General features: G+C 53.9%; 16 protein-coding genes and 1 other RNA gene. 10 read left to right on the plus strand and 7 right to left on the minus strand.

The window, feature by feature from the left end; genetic code table 11:
* Positions 1 to 50 precede the first annotated feature (50 nt).
* Complete coding sequence (locus CKQ54_RS07980; protein ID WP_120160963.1) at positions 51 to 875, minus strand: SDR family oxidoreductase; 825 nt, start codon at positions 873 to 875, stop codon at positions 51 to 53.
* Positions 876 to 996: 121 nt separating this feature from the next.
* Here CKQ54_RS07980 and CKQ54_RS07985 point away from each other — a divergent pair, with 121 nt between their 5' ends.
* Positions 997 to 1,890: a LysR family transcriptional regulator gene (locus CKQ54_RS07985; RefSeq protein WP_120160961.1), complete on the plus strand. Its 894-nt coding sequence runs from the start codon at positions 997 to 999 to the stop codon at positions 1,888 to 1,890.
* A gap of 28 nt (positions 1,891 to 1,918) precedes the next feature.
* Here CKQ54_RS07985 and CKQ54_RS07990 read toward each other — a convergent pair whose 3' ends face one another.
* Complete coding sequence (locus tag CKQ54_RS07990; protein ID WP_112288975.1) at positions 1,919 to 2,821, minus strand: LysR family transcriptional regulator ArgP; 903 nt, start codon at positions 2,819 to 2,821, stop codon at positions 1,919 to 1,921.
* A 227-nt stretch (positions 2,822 to 3,048) separates the two neighbouring features.
* Here CKQ54_RS07990 and rpiA point away from each other — a divergent pair, with 227 nt between their 5' ends.
* Entirely contained in the window at positions 3,049 to 3,711 is a 663-nt protein-coding gene (gene rpiA, locus CKQ54_RS07995) for a ribose-5-phosphate isomerase RpiA (RefSeq protein ID WP_120160960.1), read from the plus strand.
* Positions 3,712 to 4,049: 338 nt separating this feature from the next.
* Positions 4,050 to 5,288: a phosphoglycerate dehydrogenase gene (gene serA, locus CKQ54_RS08000; RefSeq protein WP_112288973.1), complete on the plus strand. Its 1,239-nt coding sequence runs from the start codon at positions 4,050 to 4,052 to the stop codon at positions 5,286 to 5,288.
* A gap of 160 nt (positions 5,289 to 5,448) precedes the next feature.
* Here serA and ydgU read toward each other — a convergent pair whose 3' ends face one another.
* From ydgU to zapA, 5 genes are all read right to left on the minus strand, one after another.
* Positions 5,449 to 5,532 carry a small membrane protein YdgU gene (ydgU, locus tag CKQ54_RS26165; RefSeq protein ID WP_462687232.1) on the minus strand — a complete coding sequence of 28 codons (84 nt, stop codon included), beginning with the start codon at positions 5,530 to 5,532 and terminating at the stop codon, positions 5,449 to 5,451.
* Positions 5,533 to 5,647: 115 nt separating this feature from the next.
* A complete protein-coding gene (gene asr, locus CKQ54_RS08005; protein WP_120160958.1) occupies positions 5,648 to 6,121 on the minus strand; it encodes an acid resistance repetitive basic protein Asr in 474 nt (157 codons plus the stop codon).
* A gap of 273 nt (positions 6,122 to 6,394) precedes the next feature.
* Complete coding sequence (locus tag CKQ54_RS08010) at positions 6,395 to 6,991, minus strand: 5-formyltetrahydrofolate cyclo-ligase (protein ID WP_120160956.1); 597 nt, start codon at positions 6,989 to 6,991, stop codon at positions 6,395 to 6,397.
* Positions 6,992 to 7,030: 39 nt separating this feature from the next.
* Positions 7,031 to 7,214: non-coding RNA, 6S RNA (gene ssrS, locus CKQ54_RS08015), on the minus strand.
* A 47-nt stretch (positions 7,215 to 7,261) separates the two neighbouring features.
* Complete coding sequence (zapA, locus tag CKQ54_RS08020) at positions 7,262 to 7,591, minus strand: cell division protein ZapA (protein WP_112290630.1); 330 nt, start codon at positions 7,589 to 7,591, stop codon at positions 7,262 to 7,264.
* A 253-nt stretch (positions 7,592 to 7,844) separates the two neighbouring features.
* Here zapA and CKQ54_RS08025 point away from each other — a divergent pair, with 253 nt between their 5' ends.
* From CKQ54_RS08025 to gcvP, 7 genes are all read left to right on the plus strand, one after another.
* Positions 7,845 to 8,417, plus strand: coding sequence for a YecA/YgfB family protein (locus tag CKQ54_RS08025; RefSeq protein WP_112290632.1), 573 nt, complete (start codon positions 7,845 to 7,847; stop codon positions 8,415 to 8,417).
* Positions 8,418 to 8,473: 56 nt separating this feature from the next.
* A complete protein-coding gene (gene pepP, locus CKQ54_RS08030) occupies positions 8,474 to 9,790 on the plus strand; it encodes a Xaa-Pro aminopeptidase (RefSeq protein WP_120160954.1) in 1,317 nt (438 codons plus the stop codon).
* Between the two features lies 1 nt (position 9,791).
* Positions 9,792 to 10,970, plus strand: coding sequence for a 2-octaprenyl-6-methoxyphenyl hydroxylase (gene ubiH / locus CKQ54_RS08035; protein ID WP_120160952.1), 1,179 nt, complete (start codon positions 9,792 to 9,794; stop codon positions 10,968 to 10,970).
* Positions 10,971 to 10,987: 17 nt separating this feature from the next.
* Positions 10,988 to 12,214 carry an FAD-dependent 2-octaprenylphenol hydroxylase gene (gene ubiI / locus CKQ54_RS08040; protein WP_120160950.1) on the plus strand — a complete coding sequence of 409 codons (1,227 nt, stop codon included), beginning with the start codon at positions 10,988 to 10,990 and terminating at the stop codon, positions 12,212 to 12,214.
* 309 nt (positions 12,215 to 12,523) lie between these two features.
* Positions 12,524 to 13,621 (plus strand): glycine cleavage system aminomethyltransferase GcvT, encoded by a 1,098-nt coding sequence (gene gcvT, locus CKQ54_RS08045; RefSeq protein WP_120160948.1) that lies wholly within the window; start codon positions 12,524 to 12,526, stop codon positions 13,619 to 13,621.
* Between the two features lie 62 nt (positions 13,622 to 13,683).
* A complete protein-coding gene (gene gcvH, locus CKQ54_RS08050; RefSeq protein WP_120160946.1) occupies positions 13,684 to 14,070 on the plus strand; it encodes a glycine cleavage system protein GcvH in 387 nt (128 codons plus the stop codon).
* A gap of 108 nt (positions 14,071 to 14,178) precedes the next feature.
* Positions 14,179 to 17,052, plus strand: a complete 2,874-nt coding sequence (gcvP, locus tag CKQ54_RS08055; RefSeq protein ID WP_120160944.1) for an aminomethyl-transferring glycine dehydrogenase — start codon at positions 14,179 to 14,181, stop codon at positions 17,050 to 17,052.
* The last annotated feature ends 87 nt before the right edge of the window (positions 17,053 to 17,139 follow it).

Here is a 17,139-nt window from a genome sequence, read left to right on the forward strand (position 1 = left end):
CCCGCTCCGGCGGGTTTTTTGTTTTCTGAATTTAATGCCACCGGTTACGGCTATTTATCTGCTGAAAACGTTACGTCTTTTTGTGCCTCCAGTACCCGTAATCTTTCTGTCAGTGCCTGACTGACCGACGCGTAAGCCGTGCTGCCGAGCGCGAGACGCAGCGGCGGATTCACTTCATCGGCAGCGGCGATCATCGCCCTGACGGTGTTCAGCGCGTCGCCTTTAATGGCGAAATCACCGGATGCAATCGCACGGCGTACTTCACCGGCAGGTGTGGTTTCATAGCAGTCCATCGGTTCGGCGTGATCCAGACCTGCGCCAAATTCCGTACTGGTCGGGCCCGGTTCAATAATCAGGAAGTCGATACCAAACGGTTTCACCTCCTGCGCCACCGATTCGACAAATCCTTCAATTCCCCATTTTGTTGCATGATATAGGCTGAAATTCGGATAAGCGATCTGCCCGCCTTCTGATGAAACCTGCACAATCCGGCCGCCTCCTTGTGTGCGCAGGTGTGGCAAAACGGCGCGGATAAGCTGGATAGAACCCACCAGATTGGTGGCGATCTGTCTTTCGATTTGCCCGTCACTGACTTCTTCACCTGCGCCAAACAGGCCGTAACCTGCATTACTGACCACCACATCTATACGTCCGGCTTTGGCAAATGCAGCGCCGACGGCGGTTCGGATAGCCGATGTATCGGTGATATCGAGCATGAGGATTTGCAGCCGATCTCCATAACTTGCCAGCAAGTCGTCAAGCGCGCCCGGTTTGCGTAATGTGGCGATCACCCTGTCGCCGCGCAGAAGCAGCTGCCCGGTGAGCAGGCGTCCGAGGCCGGTGGATGTTCCGGTAATAAACCATGTCTTTGTCATTCTCAAATTCCTCAATTACAGACGTTGCCAGACATTCAGGGTAGGGCAATACTATTGGTGCGTTAATACCCAATAAACTGCATGAACAGGTGAACATTAACCACCAATGAACACGCCATCCATGAACAAACCGACCCTGGCAGAACTCCGGGCCTTTATGGCTATCGCCGAACACGGGAGTTTCCGCCGCGCCGCCGATCTTCTGGGCATCACGCGATCGTCGCTCAGCCACGTTATGCGCGGGCTGGAAGATCGCCTTGGCGCACGCCTTTTGCACCGCACTACGCGCAGTGTGTCGCTGACTGAAACGGGCGAACGCTTGCTGAAACGCATCGATCCGCTGATGAGCGGGCTGGATGCCGCGCTGGAGGATGTCGCGGGTGAGCAGGGGCGACTGACCGGTGAACTGCGCATTAACGGCAGCGAAGGCGCTATCCGCCTGTTGTTGCGGAATATTGTGCCGGAGTTCATGACGCGTTATCCCGGTGTGACGCTGGATCTGGTGGCGGAAGGAAAGCTGGTGGATATTGTCGGGCAGGGTTTTGATGCGGGGATCCGGCTGGGAGAAGCGGTTCCACGGGACATGATCGCTGTGCGGCTCAGCCCCGATTTACGATTTCTGGCCGTAGCATCACCGGATTATATTGCTATGTATCCGGCCCCTGAAACGCCGGATGACCTTGCTCGTCATCAGTGTTTGCGGCAGCGTCTGCCTAGCGGCAAACGTTATCGTTGGGAATTTCAAAAACGCGCAGAGGAAGTGGCAATTGATGTGCCCGGAAATCTGACGCTGGACAATACACAACTGATGGTTGAGGCCGCAGAGGACGGCCTGGGGATTGCGTATGTTCCGGAAGATTACGCGCGGATAGCGCTGAAAGAGGGGCGCTTAATCGCGGTGCTGGAAGACTGGTGTCCGCCTGTCCCTGGTTTGTTTCTCTATTTCTCGGGAAACCGTCATGTCCCTGCGGCTTTGCGGGCATTGATCGAAATGGTCCGGGAGAAAAGCGGTTAAGCACCGCTTTCCATACCGGATATTTTCATCAGTCCTGACGCAACACCTGATGACCGTGGGCGATCAGCGCGTCAGTGACTTTACGCATCATGCGGCTTTCCGGCGCAAAACGGTGCCAGTAAAGCATACGGCGCTGGAACAGGCCGGGTGTCAGGTCGATCAGTTCGCCGCTTTCCAGTTCTTTCTCGATTTGCAGATGCGGGATCATACAGCAGGTGGTGCCCTGACGGGCCAGCTGCACAAAGGCTTCCGACGAGTTAACGATGTGGCACGGCACGCTGCCCGGCGACAAATCGAAGTTCTGTTGCAGGAACGCCTGATGCATATCGTCCAGATGGTCAAACGCCACTGCAGGCGCTTTCAGCAAAGCGGAGCGGGTGACGCCGTTCGGGAAATAGCGATCCGCAAAGGGCCTGGAACCGACAAACAAATAGTCGAGGGCACCCAGCTGATCCACAAGACAACTCGGCAGCGGCTGTGGCTGAATACTCACCGCACCGACCACTTCACCGCGACGCAGACGTTCCTGCGTGCGCGTTTCATCTTCCACCTGCAAATTCAGACGGATAGGCGAATCGACCAGTACCGATTTCAGCGCCGGTAACAGCCAGGTCGCCAGACTGTCGGCGTTCACCGCCAGTGAAAGCAGCAGCGGCGTATCGTTGCTTTCATTATTGCTGTCACTGCCCAGCCACTCTTCTTCCAGCAATTCCACCTGATGCAGTAATGCCAGTAATTTCTGACCCTGCTCGGTCGGACGAGGCGGCACGGTACGCACCAGCAAAGGCTGGCCGAACAAATTTTCCAGTTGTTTAATGCGCTGAGAGACCGCCGATTGAGTGATGCAAAGCTTCTGTGCGGCGCGCTCAAAACCGCGCTCGCGGATCACCGCGTCCAGTGCCTGCAGCGTTCTATAGTCCGGGCGTTTCATCGGAGTTCTGTCCCTTAGATTTAATTTTATCCGAACACTATGCCACAGATTGTCAGGATTTGTGGTGAGGAAAATCTTTGTGTTTGCTGCACAATTGCACTTAATAAGTGTGATCTGGCTGCGGTGATGTTTATCCATATTGGCGGGACATGCTTTATAATCACCGGCACTATTCGTTACATCGAAGCATTCACGCCACTTTCGTGTTATCAGACAGAGAAGCCATTATGACGCAGGAAGAATTGAAAAAAGCAGTCGGCTGGGCCGCACTGGATTACGTCACGCCGGGCACCATTGTCGGTGTCGGTACCGGATCCACCGCCGCACATTTCATTGACGCACTGGGTTCCATCAAAGGCCAGATTGAAGGCGCGGTTTCCAGCTCCGACGCCTCTACCGCAAAACTGAAAAGCTTAGGCATCCACGTTTTCGACAGCAATGAAGTGGACTCGCTGGATGTGTATGTTGATGGCGCGGATGAAATCAACGGCGCAATGCAGATGATCAAAGGCGGCGGTGCAGCGCTGACCCGCGAAAAAATCATTGCGGCGATTGCCAAAAAATTCATCTGTATCGTGGATGCTTCCAAGCAGGTTGATGTGCTGGGTAAATTCCCGCTGCCGGTAGAAGTGATCCCGATGGCGCGCTCTTATGTTGCGCGTGAACTGGTGAAACTCGGCGGTCTGCCGGAGTACCGTCAGAATGTCCTGACCGACAACGGCAACGTGATCCTCGACGTGCATAACCTGAGCATTATAGATGCCATCGCGCTGGAAAATAAGATCAACGGGATCGCCGGTGTCGTGACCGTCGGCCTGTTTGCTAACCGTGGTGCTGACGTGGCGCTGGTCGGCACTTCTGAAGGCGTTAAAACTGTTAAGCTGAAATAATCCAGCGATAAGCAGAAGATCTGGCTGCTCAGATAAAAGCAGCCAGACACACTCCTGTCATAACACAATGTTATGAAGATGATAATTTTCTGGCTGAATCATCTTTTCTTCAAAAGCCTTAATTTGGTGACTTATGTCACATTCCTGAAATTCTCCTCCTGAACGTCTGGCTCCATAAAATCTAACCAGCATGAAATGCTGAAAACCCTCTGGCGAGGTGAGCCTTCTGCTGCCTGTCAGGCAATCGTTTGTATTGATGATGGCGGATTTTTTGTTATGTTGACTGTGAGCAGTCACCTAGCAGTTCGATTTCAGCCAGAAAAATATAGGGTCGGGAAATGGCAAAAGTATCACTTGAGAAAGACAAGATTAAATTTTTGTTAGTGGAAGGCGTCCACCAAAGTGCGGTTGATACACTCCGTGCCGCGGGCTACACCAATATTGAATTTCACAAAGGTGCTTTAGATACGGAGTCGCTGAAAGAATCGATCCGTGATGCGCACTTTGTTGGACTCCGATCGCGTACTCAGCTGACTGAAGAAGTGTTCCAGGCAGCCGAAAAACTGGTGGCTGTTGGGTGTTTCTGTATCGGGACTAATCAGGTGGATCTGAAAGCGGCGACCCGTCGCGGTATTCCGGTCTTCAACGCACCGTTCTCCAATACCCGTTCGGTTGCCGAAATGGTGCTGGGCGAAATGCTGCTGATGATGCGTGGCATTCCTGAAGCTAACGCCAAGGCGCACCGCGGTATCTGGAACAAACTGGCTGTCGGCTCGTTTGAAGCGCGCGGTAAACGTCTGGGTATCATCGGTTACGGCCACATTGGTACGCAGCTGGGGATTCTGGCGGAAAGCCTGGGGATGCGCGTCTTCTATTATGACATTGAAAGCAAGCTGCCTTTGGGCAACGCGCAGCCGATTGCCACACTGGAAGAATTGCTCAATACCAGCGACGTCGTCACGCTGCATGTGCCGGAAACAGCCGGAACCAAAGACATGATTTCTGAAGTGCAGCTGGCGCAGATGAAGCCGGGCGCACTGCTGATCAACGCCTCACGCGGTACGGTCATCGACATCCCTGCGCTGTGCAATGCGCTGCGTAACAAACATCTTTCCGGTGCGGCTATCGACGTCTTCCCGGAAGAACCGGCGACTAACAGCGACCCGTTCAATTCTCCGCTGTGTGAATTCGACAACGTATTGCTGACGCCGCACATCGGCGGTTCGACGATGGAAGCGCAGGAAGGTATTGGTCTGGAAGTCGCAGGCAAACTGGCGAAGTACTCTGACAATGGTTCAACACTGTCAGCGGTTAACTTCCCTGAAGCTTCTCTGCCGGCACACACCGAGAAAGCCAGCCGTCTGCTGCATATCCACGAAAATCGTCCGGGTGTGCTGACCAGCATCAACCAGATTTTTGCGGAACAGGGTATCAACATTGCTGCGCAGTACCTGCAAACCAGCCCTGAAATCGGTTATGTGGTGATTGATGCAGAAACGGATATCAACACGCTGACCACTGCGCTGCAACTGATGAAGGCCATTCCGGGCACTATCCGCGCACGTTTGCTGTACTGATTACATCAGTCGTAAATATCAAAGCCGCCGCAAGGCGGTTTTTTGCTTTCTGGTTTCAAAGAAAGAAGAAGGGATATCGGGAAAGTGAAGAATGTCGGGAGGGGATCTTACCGGGATGACTAAGCATTCAGGAGTAAAAGCGTTCAGAATTAAAAAGCATTCAGAAGTAAAAGGAGAGGGCGACCAGACCACAAAGGATCAATGATGACAGGGTGATTTCAAACTGGTAGCGGCGCAGTGTCATCTGTCAGTACCTCAGAATAAAAACCGGAGAAAAAAACACCCGGCGAACCGGGTGTTAAATTAACAGTCTTGATAAGAGTGAGCAGAAATACTCACGAAGACTTCTTCGTTACTTCTTATGCTGCTGGCGTTGCTTTTGCAGCCGGAGCAGCTTTCTTAGCATGTTTCACGTGTTTTTTAGCAGCCTGGGCTTTCTGAGCTACCGGAGCAGCTTTCTTGGCATGTTTTACGTGTTTTTTAGCAGCCTGGGCTTTCTGAGCTACCGGAGCAGCTTTCTTGGCATGTTTTACTTGTTTTTTAGCAGCCTGGGCTTTCTGAGCTACCGGGGCAGCTTTCTTAGCATGTTTCACGTGTTTTTTGGCAGCCTGAGCTTTTTGAGCTACTGGCGCTTTCTTAGCTGCTTTTTTGTGTTTCTTGGCAGCCTGAGCTTTCTGCACAGGTTTTTTATGTGCTTTATGCTTAGTCGCATGAGCCGGAGCAGCGGTAGTTGCTGTTGCAGCGGGTGCTGGAGTTGCAGTGGTTTCAGCAGCGAAAGCAACTGAAGACAGGCCCATTGCAGCGGCTACAACCAGAGCTAATACTTTTTTCATGTGTAATTCCTTAAGAATTTTTGGTTTATGTGTCCACCCCACTGCGGGGCCGGTGAGAGAATAATAGGCGTGACGAACAGCGCTGTCCGTGAGTGATTGGTATCGGCGTGTAACGGTATGTATAAATAAAGAGATGTGTTTTATTTCAGAGGGTTAGAGTTAGTCCGATGTGTGGTCTGGCGTAAAGATACTCTGGTTAGTTACAACATACTTAAAGGTTGCTCACAGCTTATGGCGTATCTGCACTTTACAGCGATGTTTTATTGTCTGGCATTACCATGTCCATATTTTACCTGGCGTAATCACTTCAGGTAACGGCACATCCCAGTGTTCTGTCGGCAACGCATCGACATGCTGGCAATCGTGCGCCAGACCTATCGGATACGGCCCGCCTTCCTGCCAGTTTTCCAGAGTACGGTCATAAAAGCCGCCGCCCATCCCTAAACGTTGCCCGGTGCTGTCGAAGGCGACCAGTGGCGTCAGGATGATATTCAGCTGTAATAAAGGAATGACCTGGGTGACGTCCAGCTGCGGCTCAAGGATTTTGAGGCGATTGCGGACCAGCGGTGTTTCGGGCGTATAACGCAGAAAAAGCAGATTACCCGCAGAGAAAGGGTGAAGGACCGGCAGGCAAAGTTGCTTACCTTCGCGCCATAAGCGGTCGATCAGGGGGGCTGTATCCAGCTCGCCATCAAAAGACAGAAAGACGGAAATGGTTTTTGCGGATTGAATCTCAGGATGCGTGGCGACACGCTCTGCGGCCTGATGGGCAAAATGCGTTTGCTGCTCAGCGGTCAGAGAGTTTCTGCGTTGGCGAATTTCAGTACGGATAATTTGTCGGGCTGAAGAGAACTGAGGAGTGTAGGACATAGATACAAACACCAGAAAGGGATGTACCGAAAAGAAAGGGGAATCTCCGAGATGCCGTCGCAGGCTGTAACCCTTGAACCCATGGTTCAAGGTGAACGTGCTGTCGCAGTCTTTAGGCTTCTCGGACGGACCGAGCATGCGCACCGATTACGGATCATCACATTCTGTTGGTACTAATTATCGGCTCAGGGGACGGGCCCGCTGGCGAACATCTCAGAGAAATTTTTTACCGTTTCTGACGACCTGTGACCAGTCAGTCAGCAACGCGTGTTATTCGAAAGGCGCCCCTTCACGTTCAGAGATCCGGCCTTGTTCGAGCAAAGCTTGCTCGATGGTTTGTTGCAGCATCCGAATGCGTTGTTCCATATTGGATGCATAGTCGCGCGTTTTCAACCTTTCCTGAGCAAGTTCGTGACATACGTTTAATGCCGCGATGAAAACCAGTTGCTCTGTATTGGTGACTCTAGTGCGAACTTTCAGATCTTGCAACCGCTGATTAAGATCATCAGCTGCCAGATTCAGTGCTTCCTGTTGTTCTGGCGGACAATTCACTCGTAAAGAGCGACCAAAAATTTGAATATCTACCGGTTGTGCAGACATGCCACCTTCCTGCTGATTTATTCGTCCGCCCCAACGTGACCACTACGACCTGGCGCAGGATGTTGGAAGCGGGCGCCACTATAACTATCTCAATACCAGGTTACAACCCCATGACCGGCTGACTGCTGCCCGATTGTTCAGGGCGTGCCATTCATGCCTTATACCACGCCATAGCGGGCTGCTAATCTGGTACTACGACAGACCTTGGTGGTAGCATAACACGAACTTAACCGACCAACGATGGCGAATGCGCATGTCTATTGAGAATACTTACCCTACTTACGATTCGTTGGATCAAAACCTGAAACAACAATCGGTTGCTTTAACCGCAGCAGAAATGCACGGTTTGATCAGTGGCTTGCTGTGCGGTGGCAATCGCGACGGCAGCTGGCTGACGATGGTGCATGACCTGACAAACGAAGGCATGGCCTTCCCGCACACGCTGGCAGATTTGCTGCAACAACTGCGCAAAGTGACGTCAGATACCCTCGAAGATGACAGCTTTGAATTTAAAATGCTGATGCCTGACGATGACAAACACGTCTTTGAGCGTGCCGATGCGCTGGCCGGATGGGTGAACCATTTCCTGCTCGGTCTGGGCATGATGCAGCCTAAACTTGCTAAAGTGAAAGGCGAAGTCGGTGAAGCTATCGATGATTTGCGTAGCATCGCGCAACTCGGTTACGACGAAGATGAAGATCAGGAACAACTGGCGCAATCTTTAGAGGAAGTTGTCGAATACGTTCGCGTCGCGGCGATTCTTTGCTTTGGTGAATTTGGTCACAGCCGCCCGACGGCTGCGGAAAACCACCGTACATTGCATTAGTGGTTGATGGCATTAACCGAACATTGCACACATTAAAACGATTTCAGGAGAAGGTGATGACTCAGCAAGAGTTTGAGAATCGTCGTCAGGCGCTGTTAGCGAAGATGGCACCGGGAAGCGCTGCGATAATTTTTTCTGCGCCGGAAGCAACACGCAGTGCCGACAGTGAATACCCGTATCGTCAGAGCAGTGATTTCTGGTACTTCACCGGTTTCAATGAACCGGAAGCGGTGCTTATCCTGGTGAAAAGTGATGAAAATCATAACCACAGCGTACTGTTTAACCGTGTGCGTGATCTCACCGCTGAAATCTGGTTTGGCCGTCGTTTAGGTCAGGATGCCGCGCCCGCCAAACTTGGCGTGACCAAAGCGCTGCCTTTTGACGACATCAACGACCAGTTGCATCTGCTGCTCAACGGCCTTGATGTGGTGTATCACGCGCAAGGCGATTACGCCTATGCCGATGAAATCGTAAACCGTGCCATGGAAAAACTGCGCAAAGGCTTCCGCCAGAATTTCTCTGCTCCTGCGACTGTCATTGACTGGCGTCCGTGGGTGCACGACATGCGCCTGTTCAAATCACCGGAAGAAATCGCCATCATGCGCCGCGCCGGACACATTACCGCGCTGGCGCATACCCGTGCGATGGAAAAATGCCGTCCGGGCATGTTTGAATATCAGCTTGAAGGCGAAATTCATCACGAATTTAACCGTCACGGCGCGCGTTATCCGTCCTACAACACCATCGTGGGTGGCGGCGAAAACGGCTGCATTCTGCATTACACCGAAAATGAATGCGAACTGCGTGACGGCGATTTAGTGCTGATCGACGCCGGTTGTGAATATCAGGGCTATGCCGGTGATATTACCCGTACGTTCCCGGTGAACGGCAAATTCAGCAAAGCGCAGCGCGAAATCTACGACATCGTGCTGGCGTCAGAATACAAAGCGCTGGAAGTCTTCGGCCCGGGCAGCAGCATTCAGGCCGCAACCGAAGCCGCAGTGCGCGTGATGATTGAAGGCCTGATCAAACTCGGCGTGATGAAGGGCGACGTTGAAACCCTTTACGCTGAGCAGGCGCACAAACAGTTCTTCATGCACGGTTTATCGCACTGGCTTGGGCTGGACGTTCATGACGTGGGTCATTACGGCTCGGCAGATCGCAGCCGTACGCTGGAACCTGGCATGGTACTGACCGTTGAACCGGGCCTGTATATCGCGCCGGACGCGGACGTACCCGAAGCTTACCGTGGCATCGGTATCCGTATCGAAGACGACATTCTGATCACCGCCACCGGCATTGAAATTCTGACCGGCGATGTGGTGAAAGAAGCCGATGAAATTGAAGCATTAATGGCGGCGGCACAGAAATAATATGAGCATAGTCATTGTTGGCGGCGGAATGACCGGTGCCTCGCTGGCGCTGGCGATTTCCTCGCTGACGCAGGGCAGTTTGCCGGTGCACCTGGTGGAAGCCACTGCGCCGGAACATCATGGACATCCTGGTTTTGATGCCCGCTCGATTGCGCTGGCGCAGGGCACCTGCCAGCAGTTAGCCCGTGCTGGCATCTGGCCGGCCCTGAAAGCTATTGCCACGCCAATTCGTGATATCCACGTCAGTGATCGCGGTCATGCGGCTTTTGTGAATCTCAATGCCGCGCATTACGGCGTGGAAGCGCTCGGGCAGGTGGTCGAGTTGCATGAAGTCGGCAAACGGCTGTTTGCCATGCTGAAAAATGCCCCCGGCGTCACGCTGCATTGCCCGGCAAAAGTCACCGATGTCGCGCGTTCTCAGGATTCTGCCAGTGTCACGCTTGATACCGGTGAAACGCTGACCGCGCAGCTGCTTGTCGCCGCGGACGGTTCGCATTCTTCGCTGGCAAAAGCCTGCAATATTGGCTGGCAGCGTGAGGATTATGGTCAGATCGCTGTCATTGCCAACGTGGCAACCAGCGAGCCGCACCACAATCGTGCTTTTGAGCGCTTCACAAAACACGGGCCGCTGGCACTGCTGCCGATGTCCGATGGACGCAGCTCGCTGGTCTGGTGTCATCCGCGCGAAGCGAAAGAAGAGATTGATCACTGGAGCGAAGCGCAGTTCCTCAGCGAGCTGCAAAAAGCATTTGGCTGGCGTCTGGGCACCATAAAACAGGCCGGTAAACGTTTCAGCTATCCGCTGCAATTACAGCAAGCCAACAGTCATATCAGCCATCGTCTGGCACTGGTCGGCAATGCAGCACAAACGCTGCATCCGATTGCCGGACAGGGCTTTAACCTCGGGCTGCGTGACGTCATGACGCTGGCGGAAACGCTGGCTAACGCGACGGCGAATGGCAGCGATGTCGGCAGTTACCGCGTACTGAGTGACTATCAGCAGCGTCGTCAGCCCGATCAGCAGGCAACCGTCGGCGTGACCGATGGCCTGATCCACCTATTTGCCAACCGCTGGCTGCCGTTAATGGTCGGACGTAATCTCGGTTTACTGGCGATGGAAGGCATTACGCCCTTGCGCGATGCGTTTACCCGCAGAACTTTAGGTTGGGTTGACCGTTAAGCCTTACAGGAAAAATTATGCAATCTTTTGATGTGGTTATCGCCGGTGGCGGAATGGTTGGTCTGGCGCTGGCGTGTGGTTTACAGGGCAGCGGTCTGCGCGTGGCGGTGCTGGAAAACAAGCTGCCGGATCTCGATTCACCGCTACCGGACCAGCCGGGTTTGCGGGTTTCAGCTATTAATGCTGCCAGTGAACGTCTGCTGAAATATATCGGCGTCTGGGACAACATTATTGCTCAGCGTGCAAATGCCTATCAGGGGATGGAAGTCTGGGATCGCGACAGCTTCGGTAAAATCGCGTTCCGTGGCGAAGAGTACGGTTTCAGCCATCTCGGCCACATCATTGAAAACCAGGTGATACATCGCGCATTGTGGCAGCGTGCGGAAAAATCTTCCGACATCACTTTGCTCGCGCCGGCTACATTGAAAAATGTGGCGTGGGGCGAAAACGAGGCGTTTATCACCCTCAGCGATGATCGTCAGCTCACCGCACGGTTAGTGGTCGGCGCGGACGGCGCGCAGTCGTGGCTGCGTCAGCACGCGGATATCCCGCTGACATTCTGGGATTATCGCCATCATGCACTGGTTGCGACCATCCGCACTGAAGAACCGCACCAGTCTGTTGCACGCCAGGTCTTCCATGGCGAAGGCATTCTGGCATTTCTGCCGCTGGCCGATACCCATTTGTCTTCTATTGTCTGGTCAGTTTCGCCGGATGAAGCACAGCGCCTGAGCGCGCTGGAGCCTGAAGAGTTCAACAAAATCCTCGCCAGTACCTTTGACCTGCGTCTGGGTATTTGTACCTTAGAAAGCGAGCGCCTGACCTTCCCGCTGACCGGTCGTTATGCCCGCAGCTTTGCCGGACCACGTCTGGCGCTGGTGGGCGATGCGGCGCATACCGTGCATCCGCTGGCCGGTCAGGGCGTCAACTTAGGTTTCATGGATGCCGCAGAACTGGCATCTGAAATCAGACGACTGCAAAAAGAAGGCAAAGATTTCGGCCAGCACATGTATTTACGCCGTTACGAGCGACGCCGCAAACACAGCGCCGCGCTGATGCTGGCAGGGATGCAGGGCTTCCGCGAACTGTTTGCCGGTGACAATCCTGCCAAAAAACTGTTGCGGGATATCGGCCTGACGCTGGCGGATTCTCTGCCGGGCGTGAAACCGAAACTGGTGCGTCAGGCGATGGGGCTGAATGATTTACCTGAGTGGTTACAGGACGATTCACTTCGATTGAAATAATCTAATTTCAGCTCAGTTTTTCCATTACATTTTCTAATCCGGGGCCGGATTTCTCATTCTGCAAATGGTGAGAAATCCGGCCTTGTCGTTATATAACATCGACACTTTTGATGTTTATTTGTAGATTTTGCGTCACAAACCCCAGTTTGCCAGTCAAAAACTCTGCACAATGCCCTTGTGAAATCACTGACATTTATCCCGCTCTGCATATTTTAACTTATGGTTAGCAGGGAGATTCAGTGGTAAGTTCGAGCGAGGGTATCGTTTGCGCGGTGTGCTGTTTATGCACTTAATTAAATGAGGAATAAGATGGTTAAGCAGACTCAGCTTTATGAACAACATGTTGCGTGCGGCGCGCGTATGGTCGATTTCCACGGCTGGATGATGCCTTTGCATTATGGCTCCCAGCTGGATGAACACCACATCGTGCGTCAGGATGCCGGTATGTTTGACGTCTCGCACATGACCATTGTCGATCTCCACGGTGCCCGTACCCGTGAATTCCTCCGTTATCTTTTGGCGAACGATGTCGCCAAACTCACCGTTCCCGGCAAAGCGCTGTACACCGGCATGCTCAATGCGTCCGGCGGCGTGATCGACGACCTGATCGTTTACTTCCTCAACGAAAATTATTTCCGTCTGGTGGTTAACTCCGCTACACGCGAGAAAGATCTGGCATGGATTTCGCAGCATGCAGAACCGTACGCTGTTGAACTGACGGTGCGTGATGATCTGGCGCTGGTCGCTGTGCAGGGGCCGCAGGCGAAAGAAAAAGCGGAAACCTTGTTCACCGCTGAACAAAAACAAGCGGTCGCGGGCATGAAGCCGTTCTTTGGCGTTCAGGCGGGCGATCTGTTTATCGCCACCACCGGTTATACCGGCGAAGCGGGTTATGAAATCGCGCTGCCGCAAGAGCAGGTGGCGGATTTCTGGCAGAAACTGCTGGCCGCAGGCGTGAAACCCGCCGGTCTGGGCGCGCGCGACACGCTGCGTCTGGAAGCTGGCATGAATCTCTACGGTCAGGAAATGGACGAAGGCGTGTCACCGCTGGCGGCCAACATGGGCTGGACCATCGCCTGGCTCCCGGAAGACCGTAACTTTATTGGCCGTGACGCACTGGAAAGACAGCGTGAGCAGGGCACTGAACAGCTGGTTGGCCTGGTGATGACCGAAAAAGGCGTATTGCGTAACGAACTGCCGGTGCGATTCACCGACAGCGCGGGCAACACGCTGGAAGGCGTGATCACCAGCGGCTCATTCTCTCCGACGCTCGGCTACAGCATTGCACTGGCGCGCGTTCCGGCGGGCATTGGCGAAAACGCTATTGTGCAAATCCGTAACCGCGAAATGCCGGTAAAAGTCACTAAGCCAGGTTTTGTCCGTAACGGCAAACCGCTGGTGCAGTAAAGAATTCGTAATAAAAATTATCCAGTTAACGCTGAATTAAGCACTTTTTTGGAGAAAATAACATGAGCAATGTTCCAGCAGATTTGAAATACGCCTCTTCCCACGAGTGGGTACGTTCAGAAGGCAACGGCGTTTACACCGTAGGCATCACCGAACACGCGCAGGAATTACTGGGCGACATGGTTTTCGTTGATCTGCCAGAAGTCGGTCGCGAAGTGGCTGCCGGTGAAGACTGTGCCGTAGCTGAATCCGTCAAAGCGGCGTCAGATATTTATTCTCCAATCAGCGGCGAAATCGTTGCAGTTAACGGCGAACTGGAAGGTTCTCCGGAGCTGGTCAACAGCGAGCCATACGGCACCGGTTTCCTGTTCCAGATTAAAGCGTCAGACGAAAGCGAACTGGCTAAGCTGCTTGATGCAGATGCCTATTCAGCATCCATTGAAGACTAATTAAACACTGTTTACCCGCCCCGCAAGCCGCTTGCGGGGCAGATCCCGACCCGTAGCTTTTGTCAGTATCCCAAGACACCTCCAGCAGATTTCAGGAATGCGTAGCAAATGACTCAGACTCTCAGCCAACTCGAACACAGCGAAGCCTTTATCGGCCGCCATATCGGTCCGTCTTCTCAGCAGCAACAGCAAATGCTGGAAACGGTCGGTGCGGATTCCTTAAACGCGCTGATCCAGCAGATCGTTCCGGTCGATATCCAGTTGCCGGGGCCACCGGCCGTCGGCGATGCCGTGACGGAACATCAGGCGCTGGCTGAGCTGAAAGCCATTGCCAGCCAGAACCAGCGTTATAAATCCTACATCGGTATGGGTTACAGCGCGGTGCTGACGCCGCCGGTTATCCTGCGCAATATGCTGGAAAATCCGGGCTGGTATACCGCGTACACGCCGTATCAGCCGGAAGTGTCGCAGGGCCGTCTTGAAGCATTGCTGAACTTCCAGCAACTGACGTTAGATCTGACCGGTCTGGATCTGGCTTCTGCTTCTTTGCTCGATGAAGCGACTGCCGCCGCCGAAGCGATGGCGCTGGCAAAACGTGCCAGCAAACTGAAAGACGCTAACCGTTTCTTCGTGGCGGACGACGTGCACCCGCAAACGCTGGATGTGGTACGCACCCGTGCGGAAACCTTTGGTTTTGACATCATCGTTGATAAAGCGGAAAAAGTGCTCGAGCTGGAAGGCGTGTTCGGCGTGCTGTTGCAGCAGGTTGGCACCACCGGCGAAGTTCATGATTACACCGCGCTGCTGGGCGAACTGAAATCCCGCAAAATTATTACCAGCGTTGCCGCTGATATTATGGCGCTGGTTCTGCTGGCCGCACCGGGCAAGCAGGGCGCAGACGTGGTCTTCGGTTCCGCGCAACGCTTTGGTGTGCCGATGGGCTACGGCGGTCCGCACGCGGCCTTCTTCGCGTGCGTAGACGAATTCAAACGTTCCATGCCGGGCCGTATCATCGGGGTTTCCCGTGATGCCGCGGGCAAAACTGCACTGCGTATGGCGATGCAGACACGCGAGCAACATATCCGCCGCGAAAAAGCCAACTCCAACATTTGTACCTCGCAGGTTTTACTGGCGAACATTGCCAGCCTGTATGCGGTATTCCACGGCCCTGAAGGCCTGAAACGCATTGCGTCACGCATTCATCGTCTGACCGACATTCTGGCCGCTGGCCTGAAACAGGGCGGCCTGACGCTGCGTCATAACAGCTGGTTCGATACGCTGACCGTTGAAGTTAAAGACAAAGCCGCCGTGCTGGAACGCGCGCTGAGTTTCGGTCTGAACCTGCGTACTGACATTCACGGCGCAGTCGGTATCACTCTGGACGAAGCGACGTCCCGCGAAGACGTTCAGATTCTGTTTGCTGCCCTGCTGGGTGACGACAACGGTCTGGATATCGACAAACTGGATAAAGCTGCATCGACCGACAGCAACTCTATTCCTGCGGCGATGCAGCGTGTGGATCCGATTCTGACCCATCCGGTATTTAACCAGTACCACAGCGAAACCGAGATGATGCGTTATATGCACCGTCTGGAGAAAAAGGATCTGGCGCTGAATCAGGCGATGATCCCGCTGGGTTCCTGCACCATGAAACTGAACGCTGCGGCAGAAATGATCCCTATTACCTGGCCGGAATTTGCCGAGCTGCACCCGTTCTGTCCGACAGAACAGGCTGGCGGTTATCAGCAAATGATTGGTCAGCTGTCACAATGGCTGGTTCAGCTCACCGGTTACGACGCTGTGTGTATGCAGCCAAACTCCGGCGCACAGGGCGAATACGCCGGTCTGCTGGCGATTCGTCGTTACCACGAAAGCCGTAACGAAAGCGGTCGTCACATCTGCCTGATCCCAAGTTCAGCGCACGGTACCAACCCGGCTTCCGCGCAAATGGCGAGCATGACCGTGGTGGTAGTCGCGTGTGACAAACAGGGCAACATCGACCTGAGTGACCTGCGTGAGAAAGCCGCGAAAGCGGGCGACGAACTGTCATGCATCATGGTGACGTATCCGTCAACGCACGGCGTTTACGAAGAAACCATCCGTGAAGTTTGCCAGATTGTGCATCAGTACGGCGGTCAGGTTTATCTCGACGGCGCGAACATGAACGCGCAGGTCGGCATTACGACTCCGGGTTACATCGGCGCGGACGTCTCGCACCTTAACCTGCATAAAACCTTCTGTATCCCTCACGGCGGCGGCGGTCCGGGCATGGGCCCGATTGGTGTGAAATCACATCTGGCTCCGTTCGTTCCGGGTCACAGCGTGGTGCAGATTGACGGCGTGCTGACCCAAAACGGCGCGGTTTCTGCGGCTCCGTTCGGCAGCGCTTCCATCCTGCCAATCAGCTGGATGTACATCCGCATGATGGGCGCGGAAGGTCTGAAACAAGCCAGCCAGGTGGCAATTCTGAATGCCAACTACATCGCGACCCGTCTGAAAGACGCCTATCCGGTGCTGTATACCGGCCGTGATGGCCGTGTGGCGCACGAATGCATTCTGGATATTCGTCCGCTGAAAGAGACGACCGGTATCAGTGAAATGGATATCGCCAAGCGTCTGATCGACTACGGATTCCACGCGCCGACCATGTCCTTCCCGGTTGCCGGTACGCTGATGGTTGAGCCGACCGAATCCGAAAGCAAAGTGGAACTGGATCGCTTCATTGATGCGCTGCTGGCAATTCGCAGTGAAATCGACCGTGTAGCGAAAGGCGAATGGCCGCTGGAAGACAACCCGCTGGTGAACGCGCCGCACGTGCAGAATGAACTGGTCAGTGACTGGAACCATCCGTACACCCGCGAAGTGGCGGTATTCCCGGCCGGTTACGACAATAAATACTGGCCGACCGTGAAACGTCTGGATGACGTGTACGGGGACAGGAATTTGTTCTGTTCGTGTGTACCGATGTCAGATTACGAGTAAGACTCCGTTCTGCTCCTCTCTGAGAAGGGTGGGGAATTAAAAACTCGGTCTGCTCCCTCCCCTGCCAAGGGGAGGGCTGGGGTGGGG

The organism is Rahnella variigena (assembly GCF_003610915.1).
Classification (GTDB): domain Bacteria; phylum Pseudomonadota; class Gammaproteobacteria; order Enterobacterales; family Enterobacteriaceae; genus Rahnella; species Rahnella variigena.